At 58.3% G+C, this 15,321-nt stretch carries 16 protein-coding genes; 6 read left to right on the top strand and 10 right to left on the bottom strand.

Annotation, left to right across the window (positions count from 1 at the left end):
* Positions 1–32: 32 nt before the first annotated feature.
* The 6 genes from VMW13_11075 to VMW13_11050 all read right to left on the bottom strand — a co-directional run bounded on the left by VMW13_11075 (position 33) and on the right by VMW13_11050 (position 4,618).
* Positions 33–890, bottom strand: a complete 858-nt coding sequence (locus VMW13_11075) for a hypothetical protein (GenBank protein HUV45355.1) — start codon at positions 888–890, stop codon at positions 33–35.
* Between the two features lie 9 nt (positions 891–899).
* The gene (locus tag VMW13_11070; protein HUV45354.1) at positions 900–1,682 is read right to left on the bottom strand and encodes an EthD domain-containing protein; all 783 of its coding nucleotides are present in this window, start codon (positions 1,680–1,682) and stop codon (positions 900–902) included.
* A gap of 48 nt (positions 1,683–1,730) precedes the next feature.
* Positions 1,731–2,453: an IMP cyclohydrolase gene (locus VMW13_11065; GenBank protein ID HUV45353.1), complete on the bottom strand. Its 723-nt coding sequence runs from the start codon at positions 2,451–2,453 to the stop codon at positions 1,731–1,733.
* Between the two features lie 78 nt (positions 2,454–2,531).
* The gene (locus VMW13_11060) at positions 2,532–3,074 is read right to left on the bottom strand and encodes a GNAT family N-acetyltransferase (protein HUV45352.1); all 543 of its coding nucleotides are present in this window, start codon (positions 3,072–3,074) and stop codon (positions 2,532–2,534) included.
* A gap of 129 nt (positions 3,075–3,203) precedes the next feature.
* Positions 3,204–3,761, bottom strand: a complete 558-nt coding sequence (locus VMW13_11055) for a GIY-YIG nuclease family protein (GenBank protein ID HUV45351.1) — start codon at positions 3,759–3,761, stop codon at positions 3,204–3,206.
* Between the two features lie 98 nt (positions 3,762–3,859).
* Entirely contained in the window at positions 3,860–4,618 is a 759-nt protein-coding gene (locus tag VMW13_11050; GenBank protein HUV45350.1) for a cyclase family protein, read from the bottom strand.
* 167 nt (positions 4,619–4,785) lie between these two features.
* Between VMW13_11050 and VMW13_11045 the strand changes: the two genes are divergently transcribed.
* Together VMW13_11045 and VMW13_11040 are read left to right on the top strand one after the other, a co-directional pair.
* Positions 4,786–5,724, top strand: coding sequence for a 3-hydroxyacyl-CoA dehydrogenase NAD-binding domain-containing protein (locus VMW13_11045; protein HUV45349.1), 939 nt, complete (start codon positions 4,786–4,788; stop codon positions 5,722–5,724).
* Between the two features lie 496 nt (positions 5,725–6,220).
* Positions 6,221–7,639 carry a CoA-binding protein gene (locus tag VMW13_11040; GenBank protein ID HUV45348.1) on the top strand — a complete coding sequence of 473 codons (1,419 nt, stop codon included), beginning with the start codon at positions 6,221–6,223 and terminating at the stop codon, positions 7,637–7,639.
* Between the two features lie 25 nt (positions 7,640–7,664).
* Here the strand turns inward: VMW13_11040 and VMW13_11035 are convergent, their stop codons facing one another.
* Genes VMW13_11035 through VMW13_11020 form a run of 4 tightly spaced genes read right to left on the bottom strand, consistent with a single transcriptional unit; the run spans position 7,665 to position 11,204 of the window.
* Positions 7,665–8,480: a CoA-transferase gene (locus VMW13_11035; GenBank protein ID HUV45347.1), complete on the bottom strand. Its 816-nt coding sequence runs from the start codon at positions 8,478–8,480 to the stop codon at positions 7,665–7,667.
* The gene (locus tag VMW13_11030) at positions 8,477–9,457 is read right to left on the bottom strand and encodes a CoA-transferase (GenBank protein ID HUV45346.1); all 981 of its coding nucleotides are present in this window, start codon (positions 9,455–9,457) and stop codon (positions 8,477–8,479) included. Before VMW13_11030 ends, VMW13_11035 begins: the two co-directional genes overlap by 4 nt.
* A gap of 48 nt (positions 9,458–9,505) precedes the next feature.
* Positions 9,506–10,306 (bottom strand): ABC transporter permease subunit, encoded by an 801-nt coding sequence (locus tag VMW13_11025; protein HUV45345.1) that lies wholly within the window; start codon positions 10,304–10,306, stop codon positions 9,506–9,508.
* Positions 10,296–11,204 (bottom strand): ABC transporter ATP-binding protein, encoded by a 909-nt coding sequence (locus VMW13_11020; protein ID HUV45344.1) that lies wholly within the window; start codon positions 11,202–11,204, stop codon positions 10,296–10,298. The genes VMW13_11025 and VMW13_11020 overlap by 11 nt, the downstream gene beginning before the upstream one ends.
* 219 nt (positions 11,205–11,423) lie before the next feature.
* On the opposite strand from VMW13_11020, the gene VMW13_11015 reads away from it, so the two are divergent.
* The 4 genes from VMW13_11015 to VMW13_11000 all read left to right on the top strand — a co-directional run.
* Positions 11,424–12,173, top strand: coding sequence for an ABC transporter ATP-binding protein (locus VMW13_11015; GenBank protein HUV45343.1), 750 nt, complete (start codon positions 11,424–11,426; stop codon positions 12,171–12,173).
* Positions 12,174–12,249: 76 nt separating this feature from the next.
* Positions 12,250–13,431, top strand: a complete 1,182-nt coding sequence (locus VMW13_11010; GenBank protein ID HUV45342.1) for an ABC transporter permease — start codon at positions 12,250–12,252, stop codon at positions 13,429–13,431.
* A gap of 6 nt (positions 13,432–13,437) precedes the next feature.
* A complete protein-coding gene (locus tag VMW13_11005; protein ID HUV45341.1) occupies positions 13,438–14,682 on the top strand; it encodes an ABC transporter permease in 1,245 nt (414 codons plus the stop codon).
* A 217-nt stretch (positions 14,683–14,899) separates the two neighbouring features.
* The coding region (locus VMW13_11000) for a cyclase family protein (protein ID HUV45340.1) at positions 14,900–15,321 on the top strand (422 nt) is incomplete at its 3' end.

Raw genomic sequence — 15,321 nt, 5'->3', positions numbered from 1 at the left:
ATGGCAGGCCTCCTTTGCGAGGTGCAGCTATCCTACTCCACAAGCCGGGCAATGGCAAGCCCGTACTCGCCGGCCACCGAGTACAGCAGATAGGTCTCGCCGTTATCCCGAAAGATAGCCGGGTCGTGCAACTGCCTTACCCTCTCCGGTGCCCAACCCCGCACCGAGGGTTCAATCGGCAAGTCCGCCCCTTCGTACTCAAGCTCCGGTTCAAGAACGGTAGCCGGTTCTGACTCCCGCCAGTTTGTCCAGTCCGGCGTCAAATCAATGGTGGACAACAGGATTCGCTCCGGGGCGTCGCCTACGTCCGAGTAGAATACCTTGAGGGTGGTCCCGTCCAGCTTGAGGGCACTGTGGCGCATGTTGGGGCTGAAGAGGACCGGCCCGCCTTCAAAGTCGGTCAGGCCGTCCTTTGACCGGTAGAGTCTTCCCGGCATACCCAGGGCGTAGTGGTAGCCGTTCCAACGGAAGACCCTGAAGTATGGAAGGCCCAATCTCTCAGGAGAGGGGCGGAAGCTAATTCCGTCAGCAGATAGCGCCACGTGTGTTTCCTGCCTGCCTGACTCCGTCTGTCCGTGGTAGTACATCCTAATCCGGCGTGCTTCATCATCCGCGTGCACGTCAGGTGAGGCCACGTGGTTGATGCAGAACGAGTCTTTCACGTGCAATGTCCCTGGCTCGTATATCTCCCAGGGTCCTTCCAGTCGGTCGGCATAGGCCAGGCGGATAAATTTGCCCTGGTGGTGAGCGAAATAGAGATAGTACCTGCCCAGCCGGTTGGGCAACCATTCCGGGGTGCGAATGAGCGACGGCCCGTTGATGTTACTCCCGATACGGGCCTTCATGTCGGGCCTGATAATCGGGTTGTTCGGGAAGCGCTCGATTTTCACGTCAGCACACTACCGGTTGTCGATGAAGACGTACTCCCTGCCCAGCCAGACTGGTGAACGGGAGAGGTCGATGAATTTCTGCTCGTCCTCGAACAGGGCCCGACCAGCTTCCTGGCGTTCCGGACCGGGATTCTCAGGTGCATAGTCCTCAACACTGTTCCACCAGAGTTCGGCGACGCCGTCGAAGGCTTCCGGGCGGTCCTGTCCGGCTTGCAGGGCTTCGTTGACCTCGTCGTATCTGGTGTGCACCTGGACATAGCGGCGGATGCCCAGGGGTTCCCTCTGTTTCTGTACCAGAGAGCCGTGGTTTTCGCGCCAGTAGGTCTGGAACTCTTCCCGTGAGAGGTGGGGCAGCCGGCGCAGGCAGTAGACCAGCTTGACCCGGGAGTCGGGCTGCCCGTCGGTAGCCGGTGCTTCCGGTATCTCTTCGATGAAGGGGTGCTCCTCGGCGAACCAGAGGGGAGACCTGGGGAGGTCAATGAACCTCTGCTCATCCTCAACGTGGGCGGCTATCGACTGGCGGTGCTCCGGAGAGGGGTCTTCCGGAATAAGGTCCCCGATGCTGTGATACCACAGTTCGGCAACACCGTCGAAAGGTTCCGGCCGCTCGATTGCCTGTCGGGCGCCGGCTGGTCGCTGGAAGTCGATGGTGTGAATCTGGACGTAGCGGTGGACGTTGACCGGTCCGGAGGTGCGGCGCACAAGGGGGCCGTGGTTTTCGCGCCAGTAGGTCTGGAACTCCTCCCGCGAGAGGTGGGGCAGGCGACGTAAGCAATAGACCAGTTTGACCATGGGTCACTCCTTTCAGTCCTGATACCCTCGTTCGGAGGCAGGCGACTACTATTCCTGGTGCTGGTTCTTTATGTAAAGACTCCAGGTGCCGTCGCGAGCGCATATGCCACCGATAGAGCATACCCTTATGTCCTGTCCCTGGTAGGTAGCCGCCGATATCTCGAACAGGTATTCCGCCAGGTCTTCGGCGGTCTTCCCGGTGCACTGCAGCCGGGGCAATTCAGAATCAGAGTCAAAGGCCCGGGGAGACTCCATGTCGCCCCGGTACGTTGAGATCCCTGCCAGGCCCCCCGGTTCCGGTTTGATTCGATATGTACTGGCTGACGGGCCTCCGGTTATTATTCCTGTGATGAATACCGGCTCCGCGGCACTACGGCGATATGTAATGGTCCCGGCAATCCTGGGTGTCTGGTAACTGTCCGGTTCGGCACCGGCACCGTCCAGTATCTTCTTCATATAGCCCCGGGCGGGTGCGGAATCCGTGTTGAACAGGAGCCTGTAGGTCTCGAATATGGCCTCGGTCTGAATCCCATTACTCACAACGACGATACCGGAAGGAGCGTCGAATTGCACGGCGGTGTAGTGTCGCAGCGGGTCGTATTCAGTATGGCCAAGCGGCCCGATTCTTATTCCGTCCCCCACGCGGACAGCCCTTCGCTCTCTGCTCTGCGGGTTGCGGCCGGTGACGAGATAGGCGAAGGCCGGCTCTCCGCCAGCTGTCAGTCCGAGAAACAGTTGTCTTCCGGGATATGGTCCATTAGGATTACTCATGGTCTGCTATTCCCCCTTTGAGTCTGAACGCTGGATACAGGCATTGTGCCGCCATTTTGAACGCTGTATGGCGGTATGTCAAGGTGTATACGGCGGTTTTCTCAACTCCATCAGCAGAATGTCCACGTAGTCGCCATCGGGTTGCAGCCACGCCTTTTCGAGAATGCGGGTTCTCCCGAGGCCCGTCTTCTCGTAGGCCCTGATAGCCCGCGTGTTGTCAGGGTAGACCGTGAGCGCAACGAGGTCCAACCCCAGTTCCTCGAAGGCGTACCTGATGGCAAGGCGGAGTGCTTCTGTGCCGTAGCCGAGGCTGCGGTACTCCTTCTCCATGATGGCGATGCCGAGTTCGGTGCTAGCCCTCGCGTCATCGATGCCCTTGAGGCACACGTAGCCGATGGTCCGGTTGACTCCGGCGGCGTGGATGCCGAACGCAATCGGCGGACCGCTTCCGGCGTAGGGAACGGAGAGTACGTTCATGGTGGCGACGAATCTTTCCTCTTCATCCGGGCCGAACGGCCGCCAGCCCATCGTGCTGACCAGCTCCGGGTCATGGGAAAGCTTCATGAAGGGGGGTATGTCCCGGCGGTCGAAAGGGCTCAGCAGGACCCTGGCTTTTGACATAATCATCCCTTCACGTGATGTCCTGTCTTGAGATTGCTTTGTCGCCAACACCCCTGGGAATGACAGTGGGGGTGGTGTCATTGCGAGCCATTGTCCGAGTCAGAGCGAGGGCATTGGCGCGGCAATCTCCTACAATTCACCATACAGGTCACGCCATCGTTCGTTGGTGCTATCGACCAGCCGGACCTTTCTCTCTCTCGAACCGGCCTTGATCTGCTTCTCTCTCAGGATGGCAGCCTCTATATTCTGAAACACCCCGTAGTATACAAGCTTGGTGACGTTGTACCTGACCGTGAAGCCTCCTGCTAGACCTGACTTGTGCTCGTAGACCCTTCTGTTGAGGTCGTTGGTGACACCCGTGTATATCACGGAGTTCCGTGCGTTTGTCATCAGATAGACGTAATATTGTCTGTTCATGAGCGGGTGTCCGAGAGATTGCTTCGTCGCTAAGGCCGACGCCGCGTCGGTACGCTCCTCGCAATGACATAGGTGCGGAGGGCCTACACTGCCGGTGCCTGTAGGGTCAGCACGGTTCTTTGTGGCCACGATACGCCCGTTCCCCCATCTGCCCTCGCGCATGCGGCGCATTTCTCCGGCGAACTCCGCGTGAGCGTCCCGAACCCAGTCCGGCCCCAGCGGTACTGCTCTATCCGGTCGAGCAGCGGGCCGCCTTCCGGAAGAAGCCAACTACTGAGAACTTCCTGGAGTTCGGATATTACGGGGGCACCCTTTTCGTACAGTTCTTCGAGATTCATATCTACATCGGGTTGCCTTCACGATGAACGCTATTCCTCAAAGATAGCAACGACTCTCGCCCAGCCGGCGCTGCCGCCGATTATGTCTATCGGGAAGCAGGCTACCTTGAATCCGAAGGGCCGGGGTAGCTTGTCCAGGTTGGCCAGTTTCTCAATGTGGCAGTACTCCTTCTTAATGCCGGCGTAATGACCGCCCCAGAGAATACTGCTGTCGCCGGTTTTCCGGAACTCCTCTCTTATTGCCCAGAAGGGTCGGTCCCAGCCCCAGGCGTCGGTCCCCATCACGCGTACGCCCTGCTCAATCAGCCACAGCGTGGACTCCCGGGTCATGCCGCAACCTTCATCGATGTACTCCGGTTTGCCCCAGTACTTGTCCGTGCCAGTCTGTACAAGGACGATATCCTCCGGTTTCAGCGTATAGTCGAGCTTCTCCAATGCTGCCTTGAAGTCGTCAATGGTGACCGCACTGCCCCTGGGCTTGTGACGCATGTCGAGCACCACGCCGTCACCGTAGAACCACTCCAGGGGTATTTCATCTATCGTCCTCGCCTTCCTGCCCTCGGATGTGGGGGTGTAGTGCCATGGGGCATCCACGTGGGTGCCGGAGTGGGTGCCGAGTGTCAGGGTATCCGTGGCCCAGCCCAGCCCCCGCGGCAGGTCACTTTCTTTGCAGTCGAAGATGCGCATCATGGCCGGCGCACCTTCTGCGTGCGGGTGGTGGGTCACCTCAACCGGCTGTGACGGATTGGGCTCCATGGGTACGCTCAGGTCTACTATCTTTATTGCCATCAAAGTCCTCCCTGTTCGGTAGTAGAGCCGTATTCTATCACCCCTCCAGCATGATGGCAAAGACACTTCCCGGCAATGAGTTCTCCGGGCGGTTCCTGTTGACACCTGTCACCCCTCTGACTATAGTAGGGAGAAAGTAGAACCCGCCAGTACCAGAGGAGGATGACATGAATGAGCCAGGAATCGAGCGTATTGCCGTTATCGGCGCCGGGATGATGGGCTTCGGCGTAGCCGTTGAGTTTGCCCGGTTCGGCTATCCGGTGAGCATCTATAACACCAGGGAGGAGAGCAGTCGGGTTGCCATGCAGAATGCCAGGGAAACCCTCGACCTGATGGCAGAGACCGAGTTGATTACGCGTGAGGAGGCGGATGCCGCCTACGGCCGACTGCACCCTACGATAGATATGGCGGAAGCGGTGAATGGCGCCGATTTCGTCCACGAAGCGGTCTCCGAGGTGCTGGACCTGAAGAAGGAGGTCTTTGCCAGGCTCGATGAGCTCTGCCCGCCGCCGGTCATCCTGGCTACCAATACCTCCGCCCTGCGGGTTAGTGATATTGCCTCGGCCACGAAGCACCCGGAGCGGGTTGTGGCGACGCACTACTTCCAGCCGCCGCACTTCGTACCGATGGTGGAGGTCTGTGGCGGTGAGAAGACCGAGCCGGGCGTGGTCGAGAAGACGGCCAGCCTGCTGCGCGGGTTGCGTAAGAGGGTGGCACTCATCGATGTCGAGATTCCGGCACTTGTCGGTAACCGTATCCAGGGGGCCATCGCGCGGGAGATAGCCTCGCTGATAGATCAGGGGATATCCTACCCGGAACTGATAGACGACGTGATATCATTCGGTTTTGGCCGGCGTATGGCATACACCGGTTACTTCAAGCGGATGGACCTCATCGGGCTGGACTTCAGTGCCACGGCAGCCAGGGGGCGGGGCACAGACCTGTGGAAGCCCATCGCCGAGCATGTCGAGCGGGGCGAATATGGTATGAAGACGGGCAAGGGCTTCTATGACTGGCCCGGTGACAGCGCTAAAAAGTTGCACCATCGACTGAATACGGAGTTAATCCGGCTGATGAAACAGGACATGGAGGCCGGTCTGATATAGCAGGGTGCTGAAAAACCCTTTCGACCAATCCCCGTGCGGCCTATCTGGGCCGCCTTCCCTTTCCTGGCCAGGAAGGAGCCTTCTGCGGAAGGGGGAAGGGATTGTATCTGGGGGACACCCCCAAGCCCCTGTCAGAGGGGGCGCCTCTCAGAAGAGGCGGTGCCCTCTGAACTCCCCTTTTTCAGCAGCCTGCTAGGCGGTGGGAGATGCGCCAGTGAAGCATTCCGGCGAGAGGATAGCCTGTTTCTGTGGTTCATAGACCAGGTCCTCTGGTTCATTATACACTCGACTAAGCTCAAGCCTGGCATCTCTGAGCAAGAGATTCTGCGCCACTGAAGCCAGTGGCGTGCCACTGAGGACAGTGGCGTACCACTGAGGACAGTGGCGTGTTGCCCAGCATGGCACGGGCAGGAGTTACGCTCACACCTGCCAGCATGCTATAATAACCTTACTCACATGAAGTGGTTTCCCGTATGGGTTGAAGGAGTATAAGGTCATGCCCGGTGACATCGTGGAGCAGCTTGACTGCATTTTCAAGGCCAGGTCAATGGCCGTTATCGGTGCTTCCCGGACTCCTTTCAAGTGGGGAGGCCGCATGGTCATGACGCCACTGACAACCGGATACCGCGGTGCGATATACCCGGTCAACCCCAGGGAGAAGGAAATCGCCGGGTTGCCCTGCTATCCCAGTGTCGTGGATATTCCTTACGATGTTGACATGGCCGTAATCGTTGTTCCGGCTGCGGCTGTTCCCCAGGCCATGAGAGACTGTGCTGCTAAGGGCATCAGGGGTGCCGTGGTTATCACCGCCGGATTTGCCGAGACAGGGGCCGAAGGGAAAGCCCTCGAGGACGAGGTCGTGAAGATTGCCCGTGAGGGCGGTGTCAGATTTGTTGGTCCCAACGGGATGGGGATATACAGCTCCGCCGTCAATCTCAATCTCTGTCTTCGCAGTCAGATGCGTATCGGGAGGATTGCCTTTGTCTCCCAGAGCGGCACCTTCGGGGGGTTGCTTGCCGAGATAGCCAGCCGGAAAGGCTACGGTCTGAGTAAATTCATCAGCATCGGTAATCAGGCTGATTTGAAAGCCGCGGACTACCTTGAGTACCTGGGAGAAGACACACATACCAGGGCAATAGTCCTTTACATGGAAGGGTTCAAGGACGGGCAGCGGTTCTTCAGGATTGCCCGTGAAGTAATTAAGAAAAAGCCCATCGTAATCTACAAGGCGGGTCGTACCGAAGCAGCGGCCCGGGCAACGATGTCACACACAAGCTCACTGGCCGGCTCCGATGAGGTGTTCGATGCCATGTGTCGGCAGGTGGGCATAATTCGGGCGTCCGAAGTGGCGCAACCGTTCGACATGGCCGAGGCGCTGGTAAGCCAGCCGCTACCCCCCGGGAACCGGGTTGCCATTATCGGTAGTGGCGGGCAGGGTGTGGTGACCTCGGACACCTGTGAGAGTATCGGGTTGAAGGTACCCGAGTTCGACGACGAGACCAAGTCCAGACTCAAAGAGGCACTGCCGGCTCACGCTCCGGTCCCCTCCAATCCGGTAGACTTCGCCGGGAGTAACCGCACTCCACTGGACGAGGTGCAGGTGGCCGACGCGCTTGCCAGAATCGATTACATCGATGGTATCATCTGCAATGCGCCCCACCTGCACGGCAGTGTAACCAGTGGTGAGATGGCACGGGATTACATCAAGGGTGCTGAAATCCTGGCTGCCATCCCCGGGAAATACGGCAAGCCGGTCATAACCCTGAGATGGGGTTCTGATAACAGCGCCGATGCTGCCAGCAGTATCGTCAAGGCTGCCGGTATACCTTCCTACGATAGCCCCGAGCAGTGCGCCCGGGCGATGCAGGCCCTGGCCAGTTACGCCGAAGTCCGCCGAAGACTGGAGCAGGAATAGACACTACCGCTCCACTCGCCTGGGGTTATGTCTCTATCCACTTGCCGGTGCCGATGGTCTGACCTCTTGGGTCAATCAGGGTGCGCAGCACCGTCAGTTGTTCCTCGGTGGGTAGCTCCAGCTTGCCAATCTCGTCGGCGAGGAGCGGCTCGAAGTCCATCTTCTCGAGGACCTCATCGACCGTGACCCACTGGACCGTGGCCAAGAGCTTCAGGTAGTGCGTCTCATCGTCATAGCCGAACATCGCTTCGGGCGTGAGCACACGGTACGGCCCGGTGCCTTCGGGTAGGCCTGCCTTCTCACGGGCGTTGGGGGAGCCGTCCAGGAAGCCCGGCGAGGAGATGAAATCGACCCGCTTGACGAACTTCCTCTTCTCCTGGGTGGTCATCAGGATAGTACGCCAGCACAGAGAGGCCATCTCGTTGGCACCGCCGGAGCCGCCGTAGCGCCGCTCGGGGTGGAAGTAGTCCTTGCCAAGGAATGATGAGTTGATATTCCCGTAGGGGTCCACCTGCAGCGTCTGCAGTATTGCGTAGTCCACCAGGCCCAGGGAGGCGTGTGTACAAACAGTATTCATACTCGTCCAGGAGAGGGCCCTGTAGCCACTCCTTGCGCTTACCATCGCCATCATCGGGTCAAGTGGTAAGGCCGGTTGAGGCCCGATACCACCGTCCTCGGTGATAATCGTGACTGCCGGTGCATGGGTCCGGTGTGCCAGGAATACGGAATGCAGGGGATAGCCCCCGCCGCCAACCCAGTAGACCTTGTCGTCCTCAACAAGGCTGGCGCAGGTGCAGAGCATTGCCTCAATCTCAGAGAATGAAGTTGCACTGGTATTCATCGGTAGTAGCCCTCCTTGATGGTTGCCCGGCGCTTCAACTCCAGCAAGCGTGAAATCCCCACCACCTTCTCCAGGTACTCTTCGTGGGAAGCCACACTGTAAACGTTTTTCTCCAGGTAAGCCCTCATCGCCTCCGGGTCTGCCTGGCTCGAGGCGCGGAACGCATCAATAACCGCCTCGGTGTCGCTGGCGTAGAGTCCGGGTACCTCACCGGGATGCGCCCCGAAGGGTGCCTCGACGACTGCGTCCACCAGGTAGTAGGGGATGGTCGTCTTTGAAGGGTCCCTCCTGATTTCCTCGGTATCGATAATCTCCTCGGTGGAGATTATGACCTTCCTGGAAGAAGCGGCGGTCTCGTACGGGGAGACACTGGTGCCAAAGATACGGGCATTGCCGTAGATGTCGCACTGGTGCACGTGCACCATCCCGACGTCAGGATTGAGTGCCGGGACAACGACCACCTCTTTGCCGGTGTAGGGGTCCTTTATCAGCTTGGCCCCCGAGTGCTCGAAGGAGTCAGAACCGCCGAAAAACCGGATGGGGATGAAGGGTATCCCCATCGCTCCGGCGAGCTGCCGCATCGTCATCGCGGAGTTACTCCACTCGTTGACCTCGATATTACCTTCATCCAGTACGCGGTTCAGGGCGCGACCCACGCCGATGTAGCCGACATCTATCTTGCCGACACAACCCCCGGCGACGAGCAGGTTAACGATAAGGTAGGTAAACCTGCCCCCTATCCAGAGGTCCTTCTTCTGCTGCCTGATAATCTCCCGGATAAGGGCACTGGGCCCACGCTGGATAAGGGTGCAGTCGTAGCAGAGATAGTCGCCATCGTTGACCAGGTTACTCACCGCCTCCTGTTCGGTCATCCGCCTGTCCACCAGTCCCCGAGCGCGGTGCTCACGCAGGTACTCGCGGTGCCCATCGGGGTCGGGCATACGGAAATTCGCGGTACCCGAAGCCAGTACTTCCATGTTTATTGCCTCCTCTTCCCTGTTAATACTATAGTATGGGTAAGGTGTTTATACGGCAAGGTCTCGTTTCCAGAATGATGCTATGGCCACAGCTACAAAGACCGTGGTTAGTCCAACCAGTACCGCTACATGGGTGCCGTTTAGCCCATTGGTGAGCGGGTCCGCACCGATGTAGTAGTAGAAAGGTGAAAGTATCTGAAACGGTTCGAGCCAGTCAATCAAAGGTGCCATGGTGTTAAGAAGATAGCTGTACCCGACGAGTGCTCCGGCTGTGCTCATACTGAGGCCACGACGTCCACGGGCACAACCAACAGCCAGAGCTACTGCGCCGAAGGTAACCCCGAGCAGCGCGGCACTGAAACAGACCGCAGCCAATCTGGCGAGACTGAGACCCATATCAACTACATGACCGCTGATTGCCAATGTTCCCCAGAAGAGTAAAGTCAGTAGCATTATACTAAATACCATAGCGACGAACTTCTCCAGTACCAGTCTCCAGCGTGGTATCGGATTGGAGAGGAGCAGGTCAAGCGTACCCTGTTCCTCCTCCCCGGCTACAGCGTTGCTCCCGAAACCGATGGCGAAAACCAGGATAAGCAGAGGGAATATCAGAAAAAAAAGCTCGCTGTGGAGATAGCCTTCCGGAGAAGTAAAGTCATTCATGCCTCCGGTAAAAAGAGCCAGGAACTCTTCCGGGAATAACTCCATATATTCCTGGATGGCGCTGAAACTCTCTATCAAAGGGTATAACGACACCACCATTACGGCGATAAGCACGAAACAAACCCCCCAGAACAACAGGGAGCGGCGCCGGTCGCGCAGAGTCTTCAGGAATATGCTACTCAGCAATGCTTTCTTCCTCGTTGTAGTAGTCCAGGAAAATCTCTTCCAGACTGGGTTCGTGACTGATGATATTGACCACCCTGGCCTGAGAGGCTGCCTTGACCAACGCATCAAGCTCACCGACTACGGTACAGGTAAGGACAGAGTCGTGCACACTGACATCCTTCACACCGGAGATTTCAGTGAACTTTTCCTGGGAGACCGGTCCGGCAAAGTGTATTTCCAGGCGCCGTATTGAACGAGCCTTCAGGTTGTCTATGTCTTCCACCGTTACCAGGCGTCCCTCACGGATAATGGCCACACGGTCGCATATACGCTCTACCTCCGGCATGATGTGAGAGGACAGGAATACTGTACGGCCCCGGGCTTTGGTTTCGCTGACAAGGCGGTAAAACTCTTGCTGCATCAGCGGGTCGAGGCCGATAGTCGGTTCATCGAGGATAAGCAGGTCGGGTGTGTTCATGAAAACCTGGATAAGACCTATCTTCTGCCGGTTCCCATGTGATAGCGAGCGAATTGGGGGTAGAAGGTCGCAGTCGAGTCGGGTGGCCAGATTTTCCACGCGTGCCCAATCGACGCCACCGCTCAGGTGCCCGAGGTAACGCAGCATCTCAGCCCCGGTCAGGTTATCGTATAGCTTCAGTTCTCCGGGCAGATAGCCGGTGTGCCGTCGAACCTCCAACCCCTTTCGCTGTATGTCCATCCCAAATATTGTCGCTATACCGCGGGTAGGCCGGATGAGATTAAGCAGTGTGCGGATTGTGGTCGTTTTGCCGGCGCCATTGGGACCCAGGTAGCCGAAAACTTCGCCTCGCCGGACATCAAGGCTGATGTCGACCATGCCCCTTTGTTTGCCGTAGTACTTGGTGAGGCCGCTGGTGTGGATTATGGCATTGTTGTCCATGCCCGCCGAATCACCTCTATAATAGGGCTTTATTCACCTATGCTATCCTACGTTACAGTGGTCGTCAAGGTCTGATGGCTGCTCCGTCAGCACGACTTCGTATAGTCACTTCGCAATGACGGGGCTCTCCACCCGTTGCTATATCATAACCTACCGTATATAATATCCGCTAACGCCGTTAACGTCCGGTCCCGACGGACACCTCAGGGAGGTGAGGCCATGCCTGAAGAGTACCTGGTAGCACAGGAACTTCACAAGAGTTTTAATGAACAGAAAGCTGTCGATGGCGTCTCCTTCGCCATCTACCGTGGTGAAATCTTCGGCCTGCTCGGACCCAACGGTGCCGGGAAGACGACTGCGATACGGATGATGTCGACAGTGCTTGAGCCTGACCGCGGCGATGTCACCATCGGCGGTCATTCGGTGAGACGCGAAGCCGATGCCGTCCGCAGTCAAATCGGAGTTTGCCCCCAGGAGCTGGCGCTGTACGAGGACCTCAGTGCGCTTGACAACCTCGTCTTTTTCGGCCGCATGGCCGGGATGAGCGGCAAGGAAGCCCATGACCAGGCGATGGCCCGTCTGGAGCTGATGGGTCTTTCCGAAAGGGCGAAGGGTAAGGTGGACAAGTTCTCCGGTGGTATGAAGCGGCGGGTCAACCTGGCGGTAGGCCTGATGGGCCACCCGGAACTGCTCTTTCTGGATGAGCCCACGGTGGGCGTCGACCCGCAGTCACGGAACAATATCTACGAGACAATCGAAGGTCTCCGCGACGGCGGGATGACGATTCTCTATACCACGCACTACATGGAGGAGGCCGACCGTCTCTGTGACCGGGTGGCCATCATGGACGGGGGCCGGATAATCGCCCTGGACACCCCTTATGAGCTCAGGAGTCAAATCGGGGAGCCGGACAAGGTAACGCTTGAGGACGTTTTCCTGAAGCTGACCGGACGCAGCCTCCGGGACTAGGTCAATCTACTGTACCAATTGACCAGGCCGGTTAAACCAGGCTCATATGATAAGAACAGCCACATTGGGTTAGGACATGTTTAAGGCAATACTGGTAGCGATACACGAAATCCGCATCTACCTCCAGGATAAGGGTGACCTTGCTTTCAGCCTGCTCCTGCCGGTGGTTACCTTTGCCCTGATGTACGGTGCATTCGGTGGGGAGATGGAGTTCCACGGCACCGCTCACATAGTCAATCAGGACCCCGGGGGCAGCTACTCCGTCCGTCTGCTGGAGCAACTGGAAGAGATGGACAGTGTAGACCTGGAGCTTCTTTCCCGAGAAGAGGCTGACGGCAAGCTGGAGAGGTCCGACCTGTTGATGGTCATCTACATACCGGAGGACTTTTCCGGGAAGCTCGCCTCGGGGGAGCAGACGCAGTTACTATTCAGGCAGAGGGGCAACGGCGGCCAGGAAGGCCAGATAGTAGCCAGCCTGGTACGGGGCCTGGCGGAGCGGATGAACCAGGAGTTTACGGTGCTCAGTCAGACGAGTAACTCCCTGGCCGGCAAGGGAATCCCCCGGGGCCGCATCGAAATCACCGCGCAGAAGTTCCTGGAGCGGGAGCAGGAGCATCCCATGGTGGGAGTCACCGAGGAAACGATGGGCAGCAACCCCGACCTGGTCAACCAGTTCCTGCCCGGCGTCCTAACCATGTTCGTTCTCTTTGCCATCACCCTGGGCGCTCAGGCGATAGTGCAGGAACGCCGACTTGGCACCCTGGAGAGATTGCTGACCACCAGGCTGAGCGTGGGGCAGCTATTCTTCGGCAAGTTTCTGGCTGGCATCTCGCGAGGTTTCCTCCAGACACTAGTCCTGCTGGGACTGAGCTACATCGTCCTTCAACTGTTCACGCCCCTTGCTTTCGTCGAGTGTCTGGTTATTGCCCTCGTTTTCGCGGCGGCGGCCAGTGCCCTGGGGCTTATCATTGCTTCGATTGCCCGCACCGAGGACCAGGCGACGTGGATTGCCGTTTTCTTCACTATGAGCATGGTCATGCTGGGCGGCACCTTCTTCGAAATCTCCGAAGGTTCGGTACTGTATACCATCAGCCGGGTGTCCCTCAACACCTATGCCAACGATGCTTTTGAGACGATAATAGCCCAGGGGGGCTCCCTGACCGATGTCGGGATGGAACTGGGAGTGCTGGCGGGAGTTGCCGTGGTGGGGCTGACCATCAGCCGGGTACTCTTCAAGGTCATGCCCGGAGGCAGGTAGGACGGAATGGGACAGCTAAGGCAGATAGCCTTTATTGCCCTCAAGGACCTGAAGCGCTTCAGCCGCGACCGGCTGGCCCTGCTGGCCTTCATACTCTTTCCCTTCCTCTTCGTGGCCGTGTTCCAATTCATGTTCAGCGGTGTCGGTGGCCAGGATGTAAGGCTGGCCTTTCACCTGGTCACCCGCGAGGGTGCCGGCGGTATGAGCCATCAGATAATCGCTGCCATAGAGACTAAAGACCCCTCACAGCTCCAACCGGGTGAGCCGGAGATTGTCTGGCTCAAGGACTACGATGAAGCCCGCCGCCAGGTTGAGGACGGGGAACTGGGAGGCTTCCTGGTCTTTCCGGAGGACTTCACCGAAGGGATAATGATGGGCTACGGGGCCCGGCTTGAGGTGGTGGCGGATGCCGAGGCCACCAACACCCGGATGGCCCTCTACGGGCTGGCGAATTCGATTGCTTCCCGGGTCGGCGCACAGCAGGTAGTCACAAACACCACCGTGGCGCTGCTGGTGGAGCAGGGACTGGCCACCGGGGAGATACCGGATATCGGTCAGGTCATCATGGGACCGGTTTCCGCCCAGGATGGCACTTCAACCGTACCATCCCTGATACAGTACGAGACGGAAAAAGTGGGCGAAGTGCAGGCGGAACAGCCCAGCAACTACGTTATCCCCGGCTACCTGGTGATGTTCGTTTTCTTTGCCGCGGCGCAGTCGGCCTCACTGATAGTACGGGAGCGACAGAACAATACCCTGGAGCGACTGCTGGCCAGCTCGGTGGGACGGGAGTCTATCCTGGGAGGCATGTTTGTCGGCACGGCTGTAAAAGGACTGGTCCAGATAGTCATATTCTGGACGGTGGGGTTACTTATTTTCAGGATGGACATGGGACTCTCCCCGACGGCCGTGGTACTGCTTTCCATCCTGATGACTATAATGTCGGCGGCCTTCGGCCTGATGCTAGCTACCCTGGTCAAAACGGAGCGTGCCGCCGGCTCCATAGGGACGCTGGCCGCGCTGATACTGGCGCCACTGGGGGGCTGCTGGTGGCCCCTGTTCATCCTCCCCAAGTGGATGCAGTCCCTGGCCAAGATAACACCCCACGGGTGGGCGAACACCGGCTTCAACAAGCTGATGCTATTCGGGGCCGACTTCGGTGACGTGATTCCCGAGATGCTGGCCCTGGTGGTGTTCGCAGTGATATTCGGCATCATCGCCGTGTGGCGTTTTCGGACGAGTGCGGCGTAGAGAGGGCTGCTGAAAAACCCTTTCGACCAATCCCCGTGCGGCCCAGCTGGGCCGCCTCCCCCTTCCTGGCCAGGAAGAGCCTTCCTACCGAGGAAGGGAGTAAAGAGTTATATCTGGGGGACACCCCCAGACCCCTGCCAAAGGGGTAGGCCCATCAGAATGGGCACCCCCTCTGGACTCCCCTTTTTCATCACCGTGCTAGAGAGGTAGTGACGAAATGGTAGAGAAAGTCAGGATTGTAGACTTGAGCCTGGAGATTAAGGAGGGGGAGGGCGTAATGGGCGCCCAGATTCAGCACATCGGTCACCGGGAGAGCGTACCGGGGATGCTGCGGGCTTTTCCCGGCATAACTGCCGAGGACTTGCCGGACGGCCTCGGCTGGGCCGTCGACATCTATACTATGAACGTGCACACCGGGACTCACATCGATGCCCCCTGGCACTACCACCCGACCAGCGAGGGGAAACCCTCAAAGACAATTGACGAGATGCCCCTGGAGCTGGCCTACGGCGATGGTGTCGTCCTCGATATGCGGCACAAGAAGCCGGGCGAGGTAATTGGTGTGACCGACCTCCAGGAAGCCCTGAAGAAGATAGAATATGACCTCAAGCCACGGGACATCGTCCTGATAAGGACCGA

The organism is Dehalococcoidales bacterium, assembly GCA_035529395.1.
Taxonomy (GTDB): domain Bacteria; phylum Chloroflexota; class Dehalococcoidia; order Dehalococcoidales; family Fen-1064; genus DUES01.
Note: the sequence above shows the minus strand (reverse complement) of the source record. Positions and strands in the feature narration are given on the sequence as shown.

Bases quoted from the DNA above. Each gene is read 5' to 3' on its own strand.
- VMW13_11070 (HUV45354.1), bottom strand. From the start codon at position 1,682: ATGGTCAAACTGGTCTATTGCTTACGTCGCCTGCCCCACCTCTCGCGG.
- VMW13_11065 (HUV45353.1), bottom strand. From the start codon at position 2,453: ATGAGTAATCCTAATGGACCATATCCCGGAAGACAACTGTTTCTCGGA.
- VMW13_11060 (HUV45352.1), bottom strand. From the start codon at position 3,074: ATGTCAAAAGCCAGGGTCCTGCTGAGCCCTTTCGACCGCCGGGACATA.
- VMW13_11050 (HUV45350.1), bottom strand. From the start codon at position 4,618: ATGGCAATAAAGATAGTAGACCTGAGCGTACCCATGGAGCCCAATCCG.
- VMW13_11045 (HUV45349.1), top strand. From the start codon at position 4,786: ATGAATGAGCCAGGAATCGAGCGTATTGCCGTTATCGGCGCCGGGATG.
- VMW13_11040 (HUV45348.1), top strand. From the start codon at position 6,221: ATGCCCGGTGACATCGTGGAGCAGCTTGACTGCATTTTCAAGGCCAGG.
- VMW13_11035 (HUV45347.1), bottom strand. From the start codon at position 8,480: ATGAATACCAGTGCAACTTCATTCTCTGAGATTGAGGCAATGCTCTGC.
- VMW13_11030 (HUV45346.1), bottom strand. From the start codon at position 9,457: ATGGAAGTACTGGCTTCGGGTACCGCGAATTTCCGTATGCCCGACCCC.
- VMW13_11020 (HUV45344.1), bottom strand. From the start codon at position 11,204: ATGGACAACAATGCCATAATCCACACCAGCGGCCTCACCAAGTACTAC.
- VMW13_11015 (HUV45343.1), top strand. From the start codon at position 11,424: ATGCCTGAAGAGTACCTGGTAGCACAGGAACTTCACAAGAGTTTTAAT.
- VMW13_11010 (HUV45342.1), top strand. From the start codon at position 12,250: ATGTTTAAGGCAATACTGGTAGCGATACACGAAATCCGCATCTACCTC.
- VMW13_11005 (HUV45341.1), top strand. From the start codon at position 13,438: ATGGGACAGCTAAGGCAGATAGCCTTTATTGCCCTCAAGGACCTGAAG.